We start from the raw sequence: 22,790 nt of genomic DNA on the forward strand, positions 1-22,790 counted from the left end.
GAATAAGCAAGATTTTATTCGCTAATTTTTACTCCCTGCGAGAAAGGTGTAATCACAGCATCTAGTATCCCTTGGCTACGTCTTTCTTCCTACCAAGACTATCTTCTAATTAATTTCACCCACCTAGTTAATTGTTTTTTTATGCTGTTAAGAAATAAATTTTTCGCCAAAAAATCAAATTCAGCTATTAATTATTGGCAAACAAATCTCAAAAACATTGCTCCAATCCTAAATTTTCCTACGGATAAAGTAAGGGCAATTGATTCTGCAACTGAAAATACAATTGTTCAGAGCCAGAAGAATTTGAAGCAAAAAGAAGTTGCATTTTCAGCAGAATTAAGCATCGCCTTGAAAAATTTTTCTCAACAAAAAAATGTCCCACTTGGGGCGATCTTGCTGAGTGCATTTCAAGTTCTACTATATCGCTATACTAGCCAAAAAGATATTGTAGTCGGCTGTTTGGACTTGTATGGTGATCAGAAAACAAAGCTAGAAATATTACCTATTAGAGTTTCTCTTAAAGACGAGCAAAACTTTGCCGAGCTATTAGCCTTAACCCAAACACAAATTTCAGCAGCTAGTAATTATTTAGACCTAAACCTCGTCGCTTTAGCTAAAGCTTTAAAAAAAGAAAGCTCAGAATTTTCCCTAGCTTCCATATCTCAGATCTTATTTAGATTTAATCCCTCTTCACAAACTTCTCAAGTTGGAGCGACTAAAACAAAAGCTAATAGCGAATTGTTTATCGATATTATAGACAAGTCAGACTATTTAATTTGCCAAGTTGTATACGATCGCCAGTTATATAATGATGAGACTATTCAACGTATCTGTAACAATTATCAGATATTGCTAAAGTCAATTGTTGCCAATCCTCAAGTACCAATTTCAGCTTTATCTTTGCTATCGACAGCAGAACGACAGCAAGTTCTAGTCGGATGGAATTCAACCCAGGTTGACCAAGAAACTAAATGTATTCATCAACTATTTGCAGCAAGAGCAGCGAGTAACCCCACAGCAGTCGCAGTTATCTGTCAGGGAGAACAGCTAACCTATGGGGAACTAAACCAAAAAGCTAACCAATTAGCCTATTATTTGCAGAGTTTGGGGATTGGCTCAGAGTCTTTGGTTGGTATTTACCTAGAACGCTCCGTCATGATGGTAGTTGGTATATTGGGGATTCTCAAAGCGGGAGCTGCCTATGTACCTTTAGATTTAGGAAATCCTCAATCTAGGCAAGCTTTTATTTTAGAAGATGCCAAGATCACCACCTTATTAACTCAAGCCAGTTTACTAGACCAAATACCCAGCCAAATCAAAACCAGTATTTGTTTAGATCGCGATCGCGATGTGATAGTGCAGCATCCTCAAAATAATTGTCCTTGTCAAGCTACACTCTCAGACTTAGCTTTGATTGTTTATACTTCTGGTTCAACGGGAAAGCCCAAAGGAGTAATGACCTCCCACGGCAATTTGAGTCACTATGCTAGTTCATTGCAAATAGCTCTTAATATCAAAGAGTCAGACGTATATCTCCATCGCGGACAAATTGCTCTAATTGCTTCGGCTCGACAACTTTTAATGCCTTTGACTCAAGGTGCTGCTGTTGTAATTTTAACTGAACTAGAAAAGCGCGATCCACTTTTAATGTTCGATCTGATCAAACGTTATGGTGTCACCATAGTTGACCGCGTTCCTTCATTTTGGTTAAGTTTCGCCGATATTTTTCGTCAGCTCGATACCCAAACCAAGCAGAGTATCCAAGATAATTCCGTACGTTTAGTGGCTACTGGTGGCGAACAGGTTACTTTAGAGGTTTATCATTGTTGGCAAGAAACCTTTGCTGCTCACGTTAAGTTTGCTATTCTCTACGGTCAAACAGAAGGTACGGGAGTGGTAACTGTTTATGATGTCCCCACTCAAGTAGATAATTCTTTAAAATCTTTACCTGTAGGTTCTCCCATTTCTAATATGCAGGTTTATTTACTAGATGACTATCTACAACCTGTGCCTATCGGCGTTGCTGCCCAGATTCATATTAGCGGTGCTGGAGTCGCCCACGGCTATCTAAATCGACCCGAATTGACCAAAGAAAAATTTATTGATAATCCTTATATGCCAGGGGAGCGTCTATACAAAACAGGAGATTTGGGACGTTATCTGTCTGATGGCTCGATTCAATTTCTTGGTCGTTTAGATCGTCAAGTTAATATCCAGGGATTGCGCATTGAGCTGGGAGAGATTGAGGCAGTACTATCACAACATGAATCGATCCAAGAAGCAGCGGTAGTTGTCCGTAGCAATAAATTAGGGGAAACTTTAGCTGTTTATCTGGTGCCAACTAAAACAGCATCACCCAGGGCAGAGTTGTTAAAAAGCTATCTTCAACAAAAATTACCAGCCTATATGGTTCCCAAGGATTTTATTTTTGTAGCTGCTTTTCCTCTAACTACGAGCGGAAAAGTAGACCGACTTGCCTTATCTGCCTTGAATACAGATGAATTACCAAAACCCATTGTTGCCCCCCGCGATCGCTTAGAATTGGAGATGGTGCAAATGTTAGAAGAAATTTTAGGCATCAAACAAATAGGCATTCGGGATAACTTTATTGAATTGGGTGGTAATTCTCTTTTGGCAGCACGTTTAGTAGCGGAAATTGAAAATAAATACCAACAAAAAATTCCCCTCTCCACAATTTTTCAGGCATTTAATATTGAAAATTTAGCTAACCTCATTCGTCAAGAAGAAGAATTTTCTGCTCCCAAATGCTTGGTGCCAATTAAACAGGGAAATTCTCAACCAAACCTGTTTGCGATTCATTTTTTGGGACATGGCTTAGAATATTATCTTCCCCTGGCTGAATATCTACATTCAAATGTCTCTATCGATGGACTATCATCATTTTTGAGCAATGAATCTGATAAACCTCATCCTAGAGATATTAGACGCTTGGCAGCATACTACACCCACAACCTAAAAAAAGTCCAGCCTCAAGGACCTTATTATTTGCTAGGGGTATCTTTTGGTGGTTTAATTGTCTACGAAATAGCACAATTATTAGTATCTCAGGGGCATGAAGTTAGGTTTCTGGGCATGATAGATACTTATTGTCCGAATCAAAACGCAATTCGCAAACAGCTTGCTGCTAAAGAGCGTATATTGGCTCATCTTGATAAAATTCGCTCTCTAGGAGTAAGTCATATTTCAAATCTGGTCAAGTGGCGCATCGGCAATAATTTGGACAACATTAGAGCTTGGCTATACCAAATTGATTGGGTGCGAGAGAATTTTGTCGACCAAACAAGCCGCAATTTTGATAAAGCTAATTATGTACGGCTCAGAAAAGAGCATCAAGAAGTCAATCAAGGCTATGCCATACAGCCATATCCAGGAAAAATTAATATGTTTCGAGCTGCTCATAATATGGATTCCAAACTAGATTGGCAAGATTTAGCTCAATCAGGTTTATCTATTTATGATGTACCTGGAGAACACCTGGAAATTCTTCAAGTACCTCATGCTCAAGTATTAGCAGAAAAAATTCAATTAGCATTACAAGAGTGCGAAAAAATCAATTAGGAATCATCTTTCGTTAGCCAATTTGGAAAAAAAATGAGATCGGCAGCTAGAAAAAGCAGCTTAGGGAAGAAAGCTTGTAGACAAGTCCTAAACTTGAATCTAACGCCGATCTGGGCTTAATGCACGCCCTAAAAATTGTGAAGGAATAGAAGGTACAAAAGCAAACAGGAAAACTTAAAGGAGTACAGTTCCGCGCCCATTCAGCAGCACAAATACAGCTTGCCAACGGTAAAGAAAGCGATCGCCTAAGATATCAGCTTGAAGAAATTTCTGCTAAATAACTTCGTAATTGCGATTGGTCTCGTTGCATATAGTATGGTTATGGTCTAGATGGATCGCTAATATAATTTAGGTTATGTCATACAAAGCACTTGCAACCGATTACGATGGCACGATAGCAACAGAAGGGAAAGTTAGCGAAACTACTTATTCAGCCTTAAAACATTGGCAACAAACAGGGCGATCGCTGATTTTGGTAACTGGAAGGCGACTCGATAATCTCTACGATGTATTTCCCCAGGCTAAATCATTTGACTGTATTGTGGCAGAAAATGGAGCATTACTTTCTTTGCCGATTATTGGAGAAGAAAAATTATTGGGTTCGCCACCTCCCAATTCTCTAATTGAAGCCCTACAGCAACGGCAAGTCGAACCATTGAGAGTAGGAAGGGGAATTATATCTACCGAGATTCCCCACGATACAACCGTAATTGAAGTCATCAAAGAATTAGGTTTGGCGTGGCAGATTAGCTATAACAAAGGGGCAGTAATGCTGCTGCCAGAGGGTGTTGATAAAGATTTTGGATTGAGAACTGCTTTGAACGAAATGAACTTATCCCCTGATGAAGTGGTGGCTGTCGGCGACGGAGAAAACGATTTGCCTTTATTGAAATTAGGCGGTCTGTCTGTATCGGTGAATAATGCTGTACCTGTACTAAAAGAGGCTTCTGATTGGGTAATGACTAAAAGTTGCGGAGATGGCGTTGTCGAGTTGATTGAGAAGTTGCTTTAACAGACCCCGCCTGCTTGGGCTTTTATTAAACTTCGTTTGTCACTAAGATTTAGTTCATTTAGGAGTATTAATGATTTGATGAGCGGCTTCTAACAAATTCTCAACCGTAACCTGTGGCTGAGGATAAACTTCTAAATAATCTTTCTCTAACTGTCTGACAAAAGCAGTTTTCATGCCAACACTTTTAGCCCCAGCAATATCCCAAGCATGAGCGGCAACTAGCCAGGTCTCTTCTAAATTATCTGTTTGAATCATCTTGTAAACATCAGGATGGGGTTTAGTAAAAGCGATCGCATCACAAGAATAAATCTCGGTAAAGTATTGTTGTACTGCTGCCCGTTCTAATAAGTCACGGGTAGAGTTCTTGCTACCGTTGGTAAGAGCTAAAACTCTCCAACCTGCTTCTGTTAAGGTCTGAAATGCTTCTTTTGCCCCAGGCTGTAACTCTAGCTCGCTAAAAGTTGTCATAATCTGTTCCAACTGCCCAGAACTTAGGTTAATATCCAGCAGCTTCATAGTTCGTGGCAATTCAGCTTGTAAAAACTTCTTGAGCGGTTGATACTCCCCTGCATGAGAAAAGGCAAAGGCATCTCTTAATGATTGAGCGAACCAGAGTTCTAAAGTATAGTTCGGCGCACCCAATTCAATCAATTGCTGTCGAGGCTTTTCTAGAGAAAAACAAGTGCCGATGATATCAAAAACTACAGTTCTTTGCTCGGACATTTTTTCTTCCCAAAAGGTAATGAATTACTGTGATCTAACTCTTGCGCTTTGTGCTTTTTAATTGACAATTATCGAGTAACTTCTACTGGCACATTAATTAATAGTAATTGGAAATTAGAATAGACTTCTTGCATGAATCATAAATCTAGGTTAGGTATCGAGGTCAGAAGTCAGAGGTCAGGAATTGAATATTAGCATCGAAAAAGTATATTTATGCCAGAGGTCTAATACAAACATCTACCAGCCTTGGAAGAAGATGAGTAAAAGTGAGAAATATTAAAAGAATTTTAGATAACGCTTAATTTCCCAATCCGAAACGTGATTATGATATTTTTCCCATTCCCCTTGCTTATAGTTGATGTATGTCTGGTACATGGTGTTTCCCATTACTTCTTTACTCAAGGGATCGGCTGCGAAGGCTTCAACCGCTTCTCCCAAGGTACGGGGCAAAGATTGAATTCCCTTGGCAGTCAATTCATCCAAGCTATATTCGTACATATTTTCAGTGTGAGGCTCTCCAGCATCTAATTCATCTCGGATACCTTCTAATCCTGCTGCTAAGATCATTGCTGCACCAAGATAGAGATTGGTTGAAATATCGGCTGCCCTACATTCAACTCTGCCACCTGCTAAAGGAATTCGCAGCATATTGGTACGATTATTAAGCGTTGGTGAATCGAATGCTCTAACATTTTCTTGGATTTGGAATAACAAAGAGTGTCTTGGCAAGCGTTCGCCGTAGGCGCCTTTCGGCGACGCTGGGTCTTGCCGCTTTTTCGATGTAATCGAGCCAGATAATGTCTTAGTCGAGTATTCTCACCTTCAACTAAGCGTCATATAGGTTTTACAAACGATTTGAGCGCCATCTGCAATAAAACCTGGATAAACCTTCCATCCATCGGTTACGTAGAAATAGCACTGCCATTCTTTAACTACCCTCCATCGTGGTTCAAAAGTTTCTGCACTATGATCCCCAAGAACCCAACCTAAAATTCCTGGCTGAAAGTGAGCTACTGCTGTCCAAAGCCATATTTTGTTTTTTTATGACCAACAAAGGTTTCTAATTCGTCCAATTCTCCCACTTGTGGAATTGTTTCTGGATCATAGGCATTTCTGTAAAAGTTCTCCCACTGCGCGAACCCAGTTCATAATAGTGACGTGATGTATTCCTTTTACCGTCGCTCTGGGTTTTAAACCCATTCCCTTAACGTACATTATCAAGCATTCTCGTTTTAGTTCGTCCGAATAACCTTTTTAAGTTTGATAACAGTCTAGAAATTGTCTTTGGCACTCAACACAGATCTAGTTTTGTTTGCTTCTTTTCTTTCCGTTTTTATTGATGTGAGTAGATTTACATTCAGGGCATTGCCTGAAAATTTAACTCTCGTTAGTTATTCAATCAGCGAGCGCGAGTTTTTAAATCATACCTTAATTCACCAACGCCGCAAAATTATTATCCAATTTATATCAAAATGAGTGTGCTACGATTATGGTGATTGCAAAATTGTCTACAAGCGCATATCAATTGGGCTTTTTAGACTGTGGGCTGCAACCACCATAAATGCCACAAGGCGTTAAGCAGCATACTTTGATTCACGATCGCTCGTGATTGAAAGTCACAGTGTGCTACTTACCAAGAAGCAGATATTTTGCGAATAATTCAGTACAGATAAATTCTATCAAAGCCAATTTGAAGTCGATTCTATATGCCGAATTTAGTTCGGCATATAGAATCGACTTGTTGAAAAAGATCGATTATTATGCGGTAGCTCTATTTTACTGCGGCTTTTACCAATTATCTACTAAATGTGGTTTAGTAATTTAACAAATCTTGTAACTCTTATCGAATAAGGATTTAAAAGTTTTATAAATTAATTTTTACAAAATTTTTTGATTTATGAGTAAAAACGGTATGAATATTTTGACTTATAAGTCAAAATATTCATAAAATCTAGGGCGTCTCACAACTTTAAGAGATGCCCTCTGGTGATTTCCAGGAAGCTACGCAAAAATCATGGATACAAACCGACCTAGCTGTCTGACACAAGTACCTTAAAATATCTCAGTGTATAGGTTTTGTCTGTTGGATTATGGTTATGGTCTGTTGTTTGGCATAATCACCAACGCTCAGAGATTCTGAAATTTCTGCAATCTCGATCTGTGCTAATCTGCTTTTTACTGTTATATTTTGCCCCGCATGAGTGAAGCTACCGTAGTTAATGGAAATGGCGTATCAAACGAAGAAATCGTTGCTGCTTTGGAGATTCCCGCAGATTTTAATTTTGATTTGCCCGATCCTGAAGATGAAGCAATTGGTGAGTCAGATTTCCAACATCAATTAGATACGATCTGGAAGATCTGTGATCGCTTTGATCTGCAAACAGACATTTGGCGCGGACGTATTTTACGCTCGGTTAGAGACAGGGAAAAGAAAGGCGGTGAAGGTAGAGGGGCAGGATTTCTTAACTGGCTCAAAGATCGCGAAATTACTAAATCTCAGGCTTACGCTTTGATTCAATTGGCAAATAGTGCCGATACACTTTTAGCAGATGGACAGTTAGACCCAGAAAGCATTAATAATTTTAGTAAGCGGGCATTTGTAGAAACCGCCAAATCTGCCCCTGAAGTTCAGCAATTAGTAAGCGAGGCTGCTCAAAAAGGCGATCGCATTACTCGCCGTGAAGTAAAGCAGCTTTCTGATGAGTGGACTGCCATGAGTTCGGAATTACTCCCCGATGAGATCAAAGAAAAAGCAGCAGCAGGAATTTTGCCCGCCCGTCATCTTGCTCCTTTGGTGCGGGAAATGGAAAAGTTACCCGATTCTCATCTAGTAGAAATTAAAAGAGAAATTGCCGAAAGTCCTGATATTGATACGGTCAAGCTGATGACCGCCGAAGCCAAGAATTTAGCCAAATATCTTGATGCTGCTGCCCAGGTGCAAACCCTGCGAGATAAGGCGGTAGATATGGAGATGGCACTAGAAGAGGCTTTAAGACTAGAGTGTATTAACACTGCTGCGGACTTGGTTAAACAAGCCACTACTTTAGAGCAAACTGTGGGCAAACTTTTTACTACCTGGAAACGCATGGGCAACGTTGCCGATCGCCTTTATGTAGAAACGGGGGCTTCTAATCCTCACTTGCGATCGCTTTTGACCTGCTTAGAAACTCTAACTGGCGATATTATCGAAGTACCTTTGGATGAAGAAGGAGAGCAAATTGTACGTCTGAAGATTTTAACTGAAGACATAAATGCGATTGATAATTAGGGTGTGTCATGTAGCGTCCTTTTAAAAGAGATCGAGACTGTCTCAACTACTCTAACTATCCTAACTGTAAACTAGCCCAAGCCAATACGACCAGCTAGACTAGCACTTAGAGGAATCAAAGTCGTCAACATTAAAAACAAGGACAATAAAGCCCAAGCTGCTCTGCTATCATCAGGTTCTGTTAACTCATTTTGAACAGGACGCTCTAAATTTCGTTGCAAGAATAAAATCAACACTGCCCAATAGAGAGGAATGGGATTTACAGGGTTAAACAAAGCCACAATTCCCAGGATAATTAAAGTTGCCACAGTGGTTCTGCGAGCAGTCTTGCGCCCATAAATTGCATGAACGATTCTGCCTCCATCTAATTTACCTGCGGGTAAAAGATTTAAGGCAGTAATTACCAAACCTAGCCAACCAATGACAACCAAAGGGTTAATATCAACTACTGCTGACTCTAAAGCTGAACCCAAAATCACTTTTGCCAAAGTTCCCACCAAAATAGATGCTCGCAAAAACTCCGTTGGTAGCTGAAACATACTGCCATCATGAGAAAAAATTAAACCGCAAACCAATAATAATAAAGAAATGATGCCTGCTGTAGCTGGACCGGCAAAAGAAATATCGAACAATGCAGTGCGGTTGGGCAGCAATGACTCAAAGCGCGTGATTGCTCCAAACGAACCAATTTGCCAACTAGGTAGAAAGAAAGGAATACTTAAACGAACATTGTAGCGGTTGGCAATCACTCTATGACCAATTTCGTGAGCTATTAAAATAGTCCATAATCCCAAACTTAGGGGAATAGCTTCACCATAACGTCCAAAGTCACTAAATAAATCAAATCCCTGTAATAAACTAGCGGCTTCTAGGCTGGTCAAAATTGTGCCGATAAATAAAATTAGAGCTATGTTTTTTTGAGCCAGGGTGGTAGTCTGAGGATCGTTTATCTTGGGTAAGATGACTACTATAGGTCTTTCTTCAGGACTTTCAACCAAAAATAAACGATACTTATCATTAAAAGATTGCTCTAGCTTTTGATTCATTCTGGAGTATGCGGTATCTGCTTCCCCACGCAGATTTCCTTTGAAAATTGCTCCATCTTGATAAGGTATTGTTTCTGTAGCAAAAAAAGTGTCGATGCCAAAAATCCCTTTTAATTCTGCCAAATCTTGATCGGGGATAGGCGATATTTCTGGCTCTGTGTTTTGCTCAAATTTTTTAAGGTCAGAAGATTGAGTTGTTTTTTCTAAGATTTGTGCTTCTCGTTTAATTCTCTCGGCTGCCTTTTGCTGTAGCAAAGCTTCTTGTCCTTCTGCTCTTAATTGCTTTCCTAACCAGATATAAACAGCAATTGAAGTAACCAGCAAAAATAGAATGCCAACTAAGTTAAGGTATATGCCGACAGAAAACAGACCAAAAAATAATAGCCACGGTCCTACTAAAACGATTGACTGTAGCCACGCTAGCATTCCTAATCTACCATAGGCTTTGGATTTATTGTACCCCCAAATAAGTATGGCAAGGACTGCTGCAATAGGTATAAAAGTGGCAATAGATTCTGATCCGTTTAACATTAGTTATTTTAAGATTGTTTTATTAAGATAGGTTAAATTAACCATCAAAAATAGCTCTGTATGCTGTAGTTGATATTTTAGTTATTAATGGTTTTTAATTTAATTACTTTATTATCTCAGGTTAAGTCTATACTCTATATTTGTTCAAAACTTTGGTAATGATTGCAAATACTTCTTCAGAGGCTTCGATCATGGCTAAGTGTCCACAGTTAGGAATTTCAAATACGTTGCTATCTTCTGAGGTAAATAATTGATGAAAGCTAGCTAGGTGATTGACATACTTGATTTCCATCACCCGATCTTTTTCTCCTGCAATAAAATATACAGGCTGTTTTAAACGAGAAACTAATTGAGGCAGTAAATGAACCTCCGTTTCGGTAGTGGATTCTAAAAGCGCACCCAAAGCTGCTTTTTCGTCGGCTTGAATAAAATCAATAATTCTTTGCCGACCCCACTTCAATTTTAGAGGACGAGCCACCATCATTCTAGAGAACAAAACATCTAATAAAGGAACATTACGTAACCAACCAGGACGAAACTTAACCAGTTGCTGACCCGCATTACGAAAACGTTCAAATTCTTCTTTAAGATAAATTCCTCCTCCCGAATTAAGACAAATAACACCCTTAATCACTTGGGGATACATATCCGCAGACCAAAGAGCAACGCTTCCCCCTAAAGAGTGACCAATGACCCATGCTTGTTTAATTTCCAGATTTTCCAGCAAATATTTTAAATCTTGGGCATAAGCACTAAGACTGTAGTGATTATCGAGAGTGTTTGAACTTGTTGGTGCTTTGGTAGCGATAGATTCACCAAAACCTCTGGCATCATAGATCAAACACTGATACTCAGATTTTAATAGTTCTACTATGGGTTGCCAGTAGTGACGGCTTAAAAGCCAGCCATGAACGAAAACTAAAATAGGTTGTTTGAGATTGTCAACAGGAGCAGTTAACTCATAGACATGAGGTGTTTCTAATATATTTATGGATGGCATCTTTTTATCGTATCATCACATTTTCAACAAATCCTAGCTCTACTATTGTGTCAATTTTGACCATTGATTGCAGGAGCGCAACGGGCGGCTAATCCCTTCGTCCCCGTCAAGGCTAATTGATGTTACGCACTCATCGATCTGTAAGGCTTGGGGACGGGGGGAGTTGGAGGCTTGCGGTGCGACCCCGCGTCGACGTAAGGCGCAAGGGAACGCGCACCGTTGGGGACGGTTCAGCTAGACTATGCTCCTCGTCACCCCGTCACAGCAGTTAGATTAAATGCGTAATGTCAGAGGCTAATATTAAGTTATGTCTCAAATAGTTTTTGGATTGAGATCTGCTTTTGGGTCTGAAAATAGATTAATATAACAAAGATATATAAAAATATCGTATTAAAACCACAAATCAGTAAGCCATATCGGCATGGTCTTTTGGAAAAAACTATTTAACAATCCAGATGCAGTAGATACCTCGAAAACTACTGAATCTGGTGAAGAAGTATTAAATTTGGGAAGTAAAGACGATTCTCAGCCCCAAATAGTATTTAGCACCGATCGCGATCTTGATTATTATGAGCTTGAAGAGCTTTGCGATCGCGTTGGCTGGGCGCGTCGTCCCCTACGAAAAGTTAAAATAGCCATAGAGCATAGTTTTTTAGTGGTTTCGATGTGGGAAGTCAAAGGAAAAAAAAGACGTTTAATTGGCTTTTCCCGCGCTACTTCCGATCATGCTTTTAATGCGACTATCTGGGATGTAGTAGTCGATCCTAAATACCAAGGTCAAGGTTTAGGTAAGGCATTGATGAAGTATTCTATCTCTCAGCTACGCAGTGCAGATATAAGCAATATTACTCTGTTTGCCGATCCCCAAGTAGTTAAATTCTATCAAAGACTCGGCTTTATTGTCGATCCTGAAGGAATTAAGGGGATGTTTTGGTATCCAGACTAAATCAACGATCGATTAACAATGTATCAATGGGTCAATGGTTACCGAGCCAAGTTGCGTTACAATTTGCAACAAAAGCAATAATAATTTTTAAAACATGAGTACGGCTTTAGTTACTGGAGCATCTTCGGGAATTGGTGAGTCATTTGCCAGGGAATTAGCAAGTTTAAATACAGACTTAATTTTGGTCGCGCGATCGCAAGATAAATTAGAACAGTTAGCTCAAGAATTAAGCAGTAAATATCAGGTAAAAACTGAAGTTATAGTCAAAGATTTGACAGAGCCAGCAGCAGGACAGGCAATATTTGACCAGGTTCAAGCTCAAGGTTTGACGGTCGATCTGTTGATTAACAATGCGGGATTTGGCGATTATGGAACGTTTTGCGATCGCCCTTTAAGCAAACAGTTAGCCATGATTCAACTTAATATGACTGTATTAGTTGAATTAACAGGCTTGTTTTTACCCTTGATGCAGCAGCGTGGTAGTGGGGGAATTATCAATATTTCTTCAATCGCTGGTTTTCAACCGCTGCCCTATATGTCAGTATATGCTGCAACAAAAGCTTTTGTCCTCAACTTTAGCGAAGCACTCTGGGCGGAAAATAAAGACACGGGAGTTAATATTTTGGCGGTATGTCCTGGTCCAACTGAATCAGGATTTTGGCAAAGAGCAGACTTTCCCGATAATTTTCCAGGAACAAGTTCTAGCATCATGAGCGAGAGTGAAACAGTAGTAAAAGAAGCTCTCAAGGCAATGAAGAAAAAAGAATCTACTATTGTTACAGGTGGTATTGCTAATCAGCTTTTAGTTAATGTTCCTCGATTTGTCCCTAGAGACTTTTTAGTTAGTGCTGTAGAAAAACAGTTTAAGAAATAACTTACAGCAGTTGAAGCAAATGTTAAGACACATAAACCTTGTAAGGGCGAACGGCCGTTCGCCCCTGCATTTAATCCTTCGACAAATTTATATTTAATTTCACCCACTTACTTAGCTTAAGAATCGTGAAACATGGCACAATTAAGAAATATTGAATTGATTAAATAAAAAGATTTTAGTGGCTACTTTTCCCATTAGCCAACGTAACCGCTTAATAAACAAGGATTGATATGACTGCAACACTACAAGTACCTGCTAAGACCCGTCGTCAGGTATTTCCCTTCACGGCTATTGTGGGACAAGAAGAGATGAAGTTAGCTCTTCTGCTCAACGTTATCGATCCTAAGATTGGGGGGGTTATGATTATGGGCGATCGCGGTACAGGCAAATCTACCACTATTCGCGCTTTGGCTGACCTGTTACCCGAAATTGAAGTAGTAGAAGGAGATCCTTTTAATAGCGATCCTCATGATGCAGACTTGATGAGCGATGAAGTTAAACAAAAAATAGACCAGCAAATACCAATTAATACCGTTAAGAAAAAGGTGCAGATGGTCGATCTTCCCCTTGGTGCAACCGAAGACCGAGTTTGTGGAACTATCGATATTGAAAAAGCTTTGTCTGACGGGGTAAAGGCTTTTGAACCAGGATTGCTAGCTAAAGCTAATCGGGGCATTCTGTATGTAGATGAGGTGAACTTACTTGACGATCATCTTGTAGACGTGCTGCTTGATTCGGCTGCTGGTGGTTGGAACACTGTAGAAAGGGAAGGCATTTCGATTCGCCACCCTGCCCAGTTTGTGATGGTGGGTTCGGGCAACCCCGAAGAAGGAGAACTTCGCCCTCAATTATTAGATCGCTTTGGGATGCACGCGGAGATTCGCACTGTAAAAGAGCCAAATCTACGGGTGCAGATTGTCGAACAAAGAGCCGAATTTGATGGTAATCCCAGTTCTTTTGGCGAGAAGTATGCTGAAGAACAAATTGCTTTGCAAAACAAGATTGTCAAGGCACAAGAGTTACTGCCTTCTGTAACAATTGATTACGATCTACGGGTGAAAATCTCCGAAATCTGTTCAGAGTTAGACGTAGATGGTTTGCGGGGAGATATAGTTACCAACCGTGCTGCTAAAGCGATCGCCGCTTTGGAAGAACGTACAGAAGTAACGGTTGATGATATTCGCCGCGTAATTGTTCTTTGTTTACGCCATCGTCTACGCAAAGACCCACTAGAATCTATTGATTCGGGTTATAAAGTCCGAAAATCAGTGGCGCGTATTTTTGGGCTAGAACTAGAAGAATAAGACTTAGTTAGGTACGGAAAATCCTAGATTTAAGTTTAAAATTTTTGAGAAGCAAAGCCAGTGACACTAACTACCGACAACCAAACAACAGCGCAACAAAATCCTCAAGTCCCTTTAATTGAACTGCGAGGAGTCAGTAAATCCTTTGGTAACAAAGCAATTTTAGATCGGGTAAACCTGAAGATAGATCGAGCTGAAGCACTGGTGATTATTGGTCCTTCAGGAACAGGAAAATCTACTATCTTGAGGATGATCGCTGGATTAATGCCCATCGACAAAGGGTCAATCTATATGAGTGGGCAAAAGCAAACAGGCTTAATAGAAGACCAAGAAAATTCCCTCGGCATAAGTATGGTGTTTCAACAGGATGCCCTATTTGACTCTTTAACCGTAGAAGAAAATGTCGGCTTTTCTCTTTATCAACATTCCAACCTCAGTCGGCGCAAGATTAAAGATTTAGTTGATGCAAAGCTAGAAATGGTTGGTTTGGGAGGAACGAATAAGAGTTTTCCGGCGGAGTTGTCTGGAGGGATGCGTAAGCGAGTTAGCTTTGCTCGGGCAATTATATTCAATCCAGAAAATCCTCAAAGCAGACCAGAAATAATTTTATATGATGAACCAACCGCAGGTTTAGATCCAATTGCTTCTACCGTGATTGAAGATTTAGTGCGTGATTTACAGTGTACCGAAAGGGGTTGTGGTACATACATTATGGTTAGCCATCAACACAGTACCATTCGCCGTACTGCTGACCGGATTATCTTTTTATATGGAGGCAAAATTCAATGGACTGGAACGGTTGAAGAAATTGATACTACTGATAACCCTTTAGTAAAGCAGTTTTTCAGTGGTAGCGTTGAAGGTCCAATTCGTGTGGTTGATTAAACTAAAAAGCTTAAGGTGAGAGGAAAATATGCTGCGATCGCGCACTGTCAGAGAAGGTTCGGTGGGATTACTAATTATATTTAGTATTTTGGTGTTTGGAGGTATAGTCTTGTGGATTCGAGGTGTTACCTTGGGGAATAAAAGCTACAAGATTACTGCTGATTTTCCTGATGTTAATGGCATTCAATTAGGAGACGGGGTCCGTTATCGAGGTTTAAAAGTTGGCAGAATTGACGAGATTAAGCCTAGTACCAATGGAGTTGATGTGGTAATTGAAATTGACTCCACGGATCTTTTAATTCCCAAAAATTCCACAATTAAAGCCAGAAGTTCGGGTTTAATTGGAGATACCTTTGTTGATATTGTGCCTGAGTCTGACTTACCCAAAGAATCGGCTGATTTGAGTCCCGTTAGTTCTAACTGCGATTCATCTCAAATTATTTGTAATAATGCTCGTCTTCAAGGAGAAAAAGGCATTACCCTAGATGATTTATTGCCTTATACTTATCGCTTTAGCAAAGCTTATGGTCAACCAGAGTTTGTTGCCAAAGTGGACTCGGCGGTGGAAAACGCTGGCATAGCAGCAGCAGAAATTGGCAAGCTTACCAAAGAAGCTTCGGTTTTAGTTAATGATCTAAAGCAAGAAGTGGCTTCTGTGTCTGATGCCACTAAAACGATAACTGACGTGGCAAATAACACTTCTAATGAACTGGTGTCTACAGCCAAAACCTATCAGCAAACTGGTGAACAAATAAGCAGGTTAACCAACAATGTCGATGAGTTGATTACTCAAAACAAAACCAACCTGACCACTACTCTAACTAGTGTTGAAACTACTAGCGATCGCCTGCAAGGTTTAGTTACCAAACTAGATAAAACCGTTGATACCGCCGATACAAAAAAATTAGCAGCTAATTTATCAGAATTAACCGCAAATGCAGCGGTAGCTTCTAAGAACTTAAAAAACATCTCGACAACCTTTGGCAATGACGAAAGTTTAGTCAGCCTTCAACAAACCCTAGACTCGGCTAGAGTTACCTTTGACAATGCCCAGAAAATTACCGCAGATCTCGAATCATTTACTGGAGATCCTGCCTTTTTAAAAAATGTTCGCGATTTGGTTAATGGTTTAAGTAATTTGGTTTCTACTACCGACCAACTAGACCAACAGGTTCAAACTAGTAATGCAATTAAACCAATGTCTGAAGCATTATTTGTTTCTCCTAAGACGGCGAAAACAGAAAAAAACAGCAAATTGCCAAACATAGGCAATCAGCAATCTCCCTAGTATTCAACAATTTGATTATCAACCTAACTAAGTTTACTTGGTAAGCTAAATAATAACCATATAAAAAGCGATCGCATTAAAGCAAATGATGATATTACCTGGGGCAACTGTAACAATTACTAATTCTGATGACACCTACTATAAATTTCAAGGCTTAGTACAGCGTATAGACGATGGTAGAGTTGCGGTATTGTTTGAAGGAGGCAACTGGGATAAGCTAGTAACCTTTAATCTATCTGAGCTTGAAGCCGTAGATTTAACCAAGAAGAAGAAATAACGTTATCATATCGGGGATAAAAACCTAATTCCTTATCCCTCATTCTTTAAAAATGCGTCTTCCCCTACCTCAATTTACGGTTGACGATCGCAACCCCAAACATATTGGGGAGGTGATTGAAACCTCTACAACTGGATATTTAGCTCAGTGTCTTGAACCTGAAGACTTAAAATTTCCTGTAATGCCTCCTTTTGGTAGCTGGATTAAATCTTTTGATGAAGAATCTGGTAACAAAATTTTGTCCGTGGTTACTTATGTCACCACTAGTCCCATTGATTCTGTTCATCGCGCTAGAGCATTGGGCTTATCTTTAGAAGAGTTGCGAGAACAGCAGCCACAAATATTCGCCATGCTCAAAACCGAGTTTAAAGCAGCAATTGTCGGTTTTGAAACACCCGCGAACGTTAATGGTAATAAAGCGAAATTAGGTCAAGTATATCAATATTTACCTCCTCGTCCACCTCAAATTCATCAATCTGTTTATCACTGTGATGCAGAAGAAATAATTCACTTCACCGAAAAACTAGACTTCCTCAGAACCCTTTTACAGGCTAAGGATATACCCGTAGAATCTTTAGTTGCAGCATCTGTACGAGATATTTATCGTCAGCGAAAAGCAAATCGCGATTGGTTAGTTAATGTCGGTCGTACTCTCAGCACACTTTTAAAAGATGATTATGATCGTCTACGCTATATTTTGAGTCAGATTCATTGGTAAGCATTAATCATTGGCTTTGCTGATTTAACGTATAAGACAGTTAATACCCAATCCGGTTATCAACACGGTGATTGGACAAGGGTCGGAAAACATGCGGGCAAGCCCTTTGTCCGCGTCCCTCACCGTCAATAAGTCGATTGGGTATGCGCCCTAGACGGGCGCACCCCTCGACTTCAAAACATACTTTAAATATAAGTTGGCAAACAGGCTTTTTCCCTCCTGACCTCTTTCGAGACCCCCTCGCATGGTTCGACACCCGCTAGCATTCCCTTGAACTTCGGGTGTGGAACAAGGCTCTTGGACAGAGAAGGCGCCAAGAAGCTAAAAGCTCTAAACTATCCAATTGCCTGAGAACTAACAGGGTAATTTTCAAAGTCGGCAATATGTTCATCGACATAATCAACCGCTTGTTTTAAGGCAATAGTGCGATCGCCTATAAAATTTTTACTGGGTATTTTTACAATTACACCCAACTTTCTTAAGCGTTCTTCGGCTTGATTTTGCAAACCAACTAAGAATACCTGACAATCTTTTTCTAATGCTTCGGTTATGGCATTTTCCAAAGCTAAGGCAGAAGTCACACCCAAAAATGGTACTTCCGACATATCTAAAACCAATGCCTGATAGTCATCAATCAAATTATGTTGGCGAGAGATGGCTTTGGCTACCCCAAAAATCATCGGACCACTTAGATAAAATAAGAGTACGCGACCATTGGCTCTTTCTAATAACTGTTTTTCTTCATCGTTGAGTACAATTTCTTCATCGTCATAAGTAATAGCTTTGACTTTTTCGGCTCGCAAATTAGACAGACGTTCGATAGTCAGAATATTAGCTACAAATACACCCACACCAACAGCCACCATCAAGTCTACAAAAACAGTGAGAATAATTACCCCATACATGATTAAGGCTGCCTTGGGAGAAATTTTGTGAGCGCGCTTGAGGAAACCCCAATCCACAATATCAAAACCTACTTTAAAAGCTATTCCTGCTAAAACTGCATTAGGAATACCTGTTAAATATTGACTTAAACCTAAAACAACTACGAGTAAAATCAAGGCACGAGTTATGCCAGATAAGGCAGTCCGACCACCAGCTTGGATATTAACTACTGTCCCCATGGTTGCCCCAGCACCAGCAATACCACCGAATAAACCAGAAACCAAGTTACCAATACCTTGACCAATTAATTCTTTGTTAGAGTTGTGTTCGGTACGAGTTAGACTGTCAGCCACCAAAGAAGTTAGCAAAGCATCAATACAGCCCAACATTCCCAAAACTAAACTGTTAACCAAAATTGTTTGCAGTTGAGCTGTCTCAAAGGTAGGAATCTGTAACTTAGGTAAGCCAACTGAAATTTTACCAATAGTGTGAATATCAGCGTTACCAAAGAAAAGAATGGCGATTATACTGCCCAAAATTAATGCCAGTAACTGAGGAGGCATAAATTTCTTGAGCTTGGACGGATAAAAGAATAAAATCCCTAGAGTTAAGGCAGCCAGCAAAGTTTCTAAAGGATTGATATTTGCAAACAGGGTCGGTAAATTTTGCACTGTCCCTAAAGCACCGCCCTTAGGACTAGCTTGCCCCAAAAATGGCGCAGTCTGCAAAATAATCAGAATTACCCCAATACCCGACATAAAGCCAGATATCACCGTGTAGGGCATCAGGGTAATGTATCTGCCTAATTTAAAAAATCCAAAGATAATTTGAAAAATGCCAGCCAACATGACGACTGTAAATGCCATTGCCAAACCGTTTTCGGGATCGGCAGCCGTTAGAGTGGCAATTACGGCAGTCATCACCACTGTCATCGGACCAGTTGGCTCAGAGATAAGGCTGGGAGTTCCACCAAACAAAGCTGCAAAGAAGCCAATTAAAATTGCGCCCCAAAGCCCAGCAGAAGCTCCCGCACCAGAAGCAACACCAAAGGTCAGAGCCATTGGTAAGGCAATTACCGCAGCGGTAACACCACCGAAAATATCGCCCTTGACGTTTTTCAAGTCAATTGTGTTGGTAATTGGCATGGTAATAATTTAAAATATTATGTTGGTAATTTTTACTATGTTCTAAGTTATTAATTATTGACAAAATAGTTTTGTATATGGTAATACCAAATAATTAATTAAAAACTATTGTTATTATTTTTTCAATTGACTTAAATCTATAGAAGACCATACCTTAATGAAATTTTAAAAGCAATCTTTACTGCTTGATTTTTTAAAATCTGCAAACTAAGGAAAGGTTATCAATCGACTATTCTTTAATAATTTAGATTAATAATAAGACAATCTCTCAACTTTTAGACAAAACGAGAGTTGCTATGTGTCTTAACAGGTTTTAATCATCCTCAAAAAGAATAAATAGATCTTGTTGACTAGTTCGTTTGTCAGTCATAGTCACGGTAGAACCTACATTTTGTATTGAGTTTAGTACGGCGATCGCATTGCTTTAGCTTCTTGATTTGATTCAGGAATGGGGAATTGATTAACCATTGACATAATTTGTGGAACATCAATATATAAACAGCCTAGGTTGCTATTAGAGGCTCGTTGAGTTACCGTTTGGTGATTAATTTTGATTTCGGTAGAGGTAAAGGATAGATATTTTTCTAAAGATAATTTTAAAGAAATAGAATGAGAATTCTCGCTCTCTAATCTTTGATAGAGAGTCAGGTTAGTTCACAAACGCTAAGATAAACAAAAAAAAGCGTTGAGTAACCCATGTCTGATTTAATACTCTTTTGGCATCGTCGTGATTTACGAATTTCTGATAACCTTGGATTAGCAGCAGCAACAAAGCAAACTGCAAAAATAGTCGGTTTATTTTGTCTAGACTCTAATATTCTCGATCGCGATGATATTGCCCCCGCCAGAGTCACCTATATGATTGGCTGCTTACAGGAGTTGGAGCAAAATTATCAGCAGCTTGGTAGTCAATTAATCATTGTGCAAGGAAAACCTCAAAAAGCTATTGCTCAGATAGCGATCGCACTTAAGGCAAAGGCAGTATTTTGGAACTTAGATGTTGAACCTTATGCAAAAGAGCGCGATCGTACTGTAACCGATGCGCTCAAAGAAAAAGGTATCGAGACTAAAAACTTTTGGGATCAGCTACTTCATGCCCCAGGCGATGTGCTAACTAAATCTTCTAGTGAACCCTATAAAGTTTATACCCCTTTTTGGCGTAGCTGGAATCAAGAGGACAAACAAAAAACGACCAAAGAAATTAAGCAGCTATCGGGTTTAACTAAAGCTGAATTAGAAACAGCCAACCAGGCTGGCGCGATCGCCCTACCTACTGCCCAAGATTTGGGCTACGTGTGGGAAAATCCTTTAATGCTTGAGCCAGGAGAAACCGCAGCAATAGAGAAGCTAGAAGAATTTTGCGATCGCGCTATCTACTGTTATGAAGAAGAGCGTAATTTTCCTTATGTGGATGGTACATCTAACCTCAGTGCAGCCTTAAAGTTTGGCGCAGTAAGCATTCGCAGCGTATGGCAAGCAACTTTAGATATGTTAGCTAACTGTCGCAGCGAAGAAGCCAAAAACGGCGTAGTTACCTGGCAAAAAGAACTAGCCTGGCGAGAATTTTATCAGCACTGTATGTTTTTCTTTCCTGAATTAGCCAAGGGCTCATATCGCGATGAATTTAAAGACTTTCCTTGGGAAAACGACGAAACCAAATTTCAGGCATGGTGTGAGGGAAAAACGGGTTATCCCATCGTCGATGCGGCTATGCGACAGCTAAACGAAACTGGCTGGATGCATAATCGTTGTCGGATGATTGTTGCCAGCTTTCTAACTAAAGATCTAATTATTGACTGGCGTTGGGGCGAAAAATATTTTATGCAGAAGCTATTCGATGGTGATTTATCATCTAATAATGGTGGTTGGCAGTGGAGTGCCTCTAGCGGGATGGATCCTAAACCGCTACGCATCTTTAATCCTGCTTCTCAAGCAGCTAAATTTGACCAAGATGGGGAATACATCCGTCAATGGCTGCCCGAAATAAGCTCAATGGAAACAGAGTATTTGGTAACGGGTAAAATACCTGAGTTAGAAAGAGCCAGTTACGATTATCCTCAACCCATTGTCGATCATAAAGTTCAGCAACGACAGTTCAAGGCACTGTATAAACAACAAAAGGGCTAAACTAGAACCGACTTAGTTAGGTAGTAGTAGATAATGCCTTTTGAATAATTGCTGGAATTTCACTGGGTTTTCTAGCTATTTTGATACCAGCTTTTTTGAGCTTGCTAATCTTTTGGCGATCGCGATTGACAGCAGGAATAGAGCTAGATAAATTATTGCTAATAATTGTCACTGCATCACGAAACACCTTTTCTTGAGGTGCTTTTAATCCTGCAACGTAAACAATGATTGGTTTATCGTCGCCATTATTTTTACAGTAGGTAGTAATTTCTTCGGCTTGATTAATACTTTGACAAATAGAAACGATCGCTTTGGTGTTTGAGTTTGACTGCAAAATTGCTAGCCACTGAGGCAGACTAGAGCCGACAATTCGATCCTCCCCTAAACTGACAACTATGGACTGTCCCATATTTGCCTGATTTAATTCTGCTGCTACCTCATAGGACAGGTGCTGGCTGGTGGTGAGCAACCCCACTTCTCCAGGGCGATAAAACTGAGGCTCTAACTTACCTAACCAACTTTGCTGTGGAATCACAACTCCATGACTACCAGGACCTAAAACTAGCACGTCCTTAGCTTGAGCATATTTTAGAAGCTCAATCGTATCTAAAGGAGGAACATTTGCAGTAAAAATAATAATTTTCTTAATTCCCGCAGCGATCGCTTCTTTTGCTGCATCAAGTACTTGAAAGGGATCTACAAAAATTAGGCTAATATCAATTTGCTTAACTTGGTTTAGTACCTGTTCTACCAAATCAAAAACGGGAATATCATCAACTTCACTGCCTCCATTACCAGGACTAATTCCCGCTACAATTTCAGTGCCAGAGGCTTTCATTTGCACTGCATAAACAGCAGCCTGAGACTCTGTAATTCCTTGGACAATTACCTTTTTGGGTGAAAACCAGTTCATAGCAGAAAAACTTTCTATTAAAAAAATTAGAGCGGTTCAAATCAGAATCAAAACTCATCAACTCAGCTATGATACCAAATCCGATTGACAGAGGTTATTTATGTAGGCTGACTGGGAGACGAGGGGACTAGGAGACTGGGGGATGAATTAATCTTCGGGACTTCTTTTTTAAGTAACCTATACCAACAGGATTTAGTATGAAATATATTCTTCTTTCTTGGTGAGCGTTCCCTTGCGCCTGTCGGCGACGCGGGGTCTCACCGCTTTAC

16 protein-coding genes and 2 pseudogenes are annotated in these 22,790 nt (G+C 39.9%); 11 read left to right on the plus strand and 7 right to left on the minus strand.

Features of this window, described 5'->3' with window-relative positions:
• Window positions 1–141 precede the first annotated feature (141 nt).
• Entirely contained in the window at window positions 142–3,579 is a 3,438-nt protein-coding gene (locus SLP02_RS19795) for a non-ribosomal peptide synthetase (protein WP_319422440.1), read from the plus strand.
• 355 nt (window positions 3,580–3,934) lie between these two features.
• The gene (locus SLP02_RS19800; RefSeq protein ID WP_319422441.1) at window positions 3,935–4,591 is read left to right on the plus strand and encodes an HAD family hydrolase; all 657 of its coding nucleotides are present in this window, start codon (window positions 3,935–3,937) and stop codon (window positions 4,589–4,591) included.
• A 54-nt stretch (window positions 4,592–4,645) separates the two neighbouring features.
• Here SLP02_RS19800 and SLP02_RS19805 read toward each other — a convergent pair whose 3' ends face one another.
• The 3 genes and pseudogenes from SLP02_RS19805 to SLP02_RS19815 form a co-directional block, all read right to left on the minus strand.
• Window positions 4,646–5,314 carry an HAD hydrolase-like protein gene (locus tag SLP02_RS19805; protein WP_319422442.1) on the minus strand — a complete coding sequence of 223 codons (669 nt, stop codon included), beginning with the start codon at window positions 5,312–5,314 and terminating at the stop codon, window positions 4,646–4,648.
• 276 nt (window positions 5,315–5,590) lie between these two features.
• Window positions 5,591–5,977 (minus strand): annotated as a pseudogene (locus SLP02_RS19810) (type III glutamate--ammonia ligase); the annotation flags it as partial.
• Window positions 5,944–6,691 (minus strand): annotated as a pseudogene (locus tag SLP02_RS19815) (IS1 family transposase). The pseudogenes SLP02_RS19810 and SLP02_RS19815, both read right to left, overlap by 34 nt.
• A gap of 820 nt (window positions 6,692–7,511) precedes the next feature.
• Between SLP02_RS19815 and SLP02_RS19820 the strand changes: the two are divergent.
• Window positions 7,512–8,582: a hypothetical protein gene (locus SLP02_RS19820; protein WP_319422444.1), complete on the plus strand. Its 1,071-nt coding sequence runs from the start codon at window positions 7,512–7,514 to the stop codon at window positions 8,580–8,582.
• 71 nt (window positions 8,583–8,653) lie between these two features.
• Here SLP02_RS19820 and SLP02_RS19825 read toward each other — a convergent pair whose 3' ends face one another.
• Both SLP02_RS19825 and SLP02_RS19830 read right to left on the minus strand, forming a co-directional pair.
• On the minus strand, window positions 8,654–10,159 hold the full coding sequence (locus tag SLP02_RS19825) for a site-2 protease family protein (protein WP_319422445.1): 1,506 nt from the start codon (window positions 10,157–10,159) through the stop codon (window positions 8,654–8,656).
• A gap of 127 nt (window positions 10,160–10,286) precedes the next feature.
• Window positions 10,287–11,159: an alpha/beta fold hydrolase gene (locus tag SLP02_RS19830; RefSeq protein WP_319422446.1), complete on the minus strand. Its 873-nt coding sequence runs from the start codon at window positions 11,157–11,159 to the stop codon at window positions 10,287–10,289.
• Window positions 11,160–11,580: 421 nt separating this feature from the next.
• Here SLP02_RS19830 and SLP02_RS19835 point away from each other — a divergent pair, with 421 nt between their 5' ends.
• From SLP02_RS19835 to SLP02_RS19865, 7 genes are all read left to right on the plus strand, one after another.
• Window positions 11,581–12,105, plus strand: coding sequence for a GNAT family N-acetyltransferase (locus SLP02_RS19835; RefSeq protein WP_319422447.1), 525 nt, complete (start codon window positions 11,581–11,583; stop codon window positions 12,103–12,105).
• Between the two features lie 94 nt (window positions 12,106–12,199).
• Window positions 12,200–12,979 (plus strand): SDR family NAD(P)-dependent oxidoreductase, encoded by a 780-nt coding sequence (locus SLP02_RS19840; protein ID WP_319422448.1) that lies wholly within the window; start codon window positions 12,200–12,202, stop codon window positions 12,977–12,979.
• A gap of 230 nt (window positions 12,980–13,209) precedes the next feature.
• Entirely contained in the window at window positions 13,210–14,283 is a 1,074-nt protein-coding gene (gene bchI / locus SLP02_RS19845; RefSeq protein WP_319422449.1) for a magnesium chelatase ATPase subunit I, read from the plus strand.
• Between the two features lie 60 nt (window positions 14,284–14,343).
• Window positions 14,344–15,168: an ABC transporter ATP-binding protein gene (locus tag SLP02_RS19850; protein WP_319422450.1), complete on the plus strand. Its 825-nt coding sequence runs from the start codon at window positions 14,344–14,346 to the stop codon at window positions 15,166–15,168.
• A gap of 28 nt (window positions 15,169–15,196) precedes the next feature.
• Window positions 15,197–16,456 (plus strand): MlaD family protein, encoded by a 1,260-nt coding sequence (locus SLP02_RS19855; RefSeq protein ID WP_319422451.1) that lies wholly within the window; start codon window positions 15,197–15,199, stop codon window positions 16,454–16,456.
• Window positions 16,457–16,544: 88 nt separating this feature from the next.
• Window positions 16,545–16,733 (plus strand): NAD(P)H dehydrogenase subunit NdhS, encoded by a 189-nt coding sequence (locus SLP02_RS19860; protein ID WP_319423711.1) that lies wholly within the window; start codon window positions 16,545–16,547, stop codon window positions 16,731–16,733.
• 52 nt (window positions 16,734–16,785) lie between these two features.
• Window positions 16,786–17,451, plus strand: coding sequence for an HAS-barrel domain-containing protein (locus tag SLP02_RS19865; RefSeq protein ID WP_319422452.1), 666 nt, complete (start codon window positions 16,786–16,788; stop codon window positions 17,449–17,451).
• A 335-nt stretch (window positions 17,452–17,786) separates the two neighbouring features.
• On the opposite strand, the gene SLP02_RS19870 is transcribed toward SLP02_RS19865, so the two are convergent.
• The gene (locus SLP02_RS19870; protein ID WP_319422453.1) at window positions 17,787–19,481 is read right to left on the minus strand and encodes a bicarbonate transporter BicA; all 1,695 of its coding nucleotides are present in this window, start codon (window positions 19,479–19,481) and stop codon (window positions 17,787–17,789) included.
• A 696-nt stretch (window positions 19,482–20,177) separates the two neighbouring features.
• Here SLP02_RS19870 and SLP02_RS19875 point away from each other — a divergent pair.
• Window positions 20,178–21,608, plus strand: a complete 1,431-nt coding sequence (locus SLP02_RS19875; protein WP_319422454.1) for an FAD-binding domain-containing protein — start codon at window positions 20,178–20,180, stop codon at window positions 21,606–21,608.
• Window positions 21,609–21,624: 16 nt separating this feature from the next.
• Here the strand turns inward: SLP02_RS19875 and SLP02_RS19880 are convergent, their stop codons facing one another.
• Window positions 21,625–22,521 (minus strand): succinate--CoA ligase subunit alpha, encoded by an 897-nt coding sequence (locus SLP02_RS19880; protein WP_319422455.1) that lies wholly within the window; start codon window positions 22,519–22,521, stop codon window positions 21,625–21,627.
• Window positions 22,522–22,790: the final 269 nt, after the last annotated feature.

This window comes from Pleurocapsa sp. FMAR1, assembly GCF_963665995.1.
GTDB lineage: Bacteria > Cyanobacteriota > Cyanobacteriia > Cyanobacteriales > Xenococcaceae > Waterburya.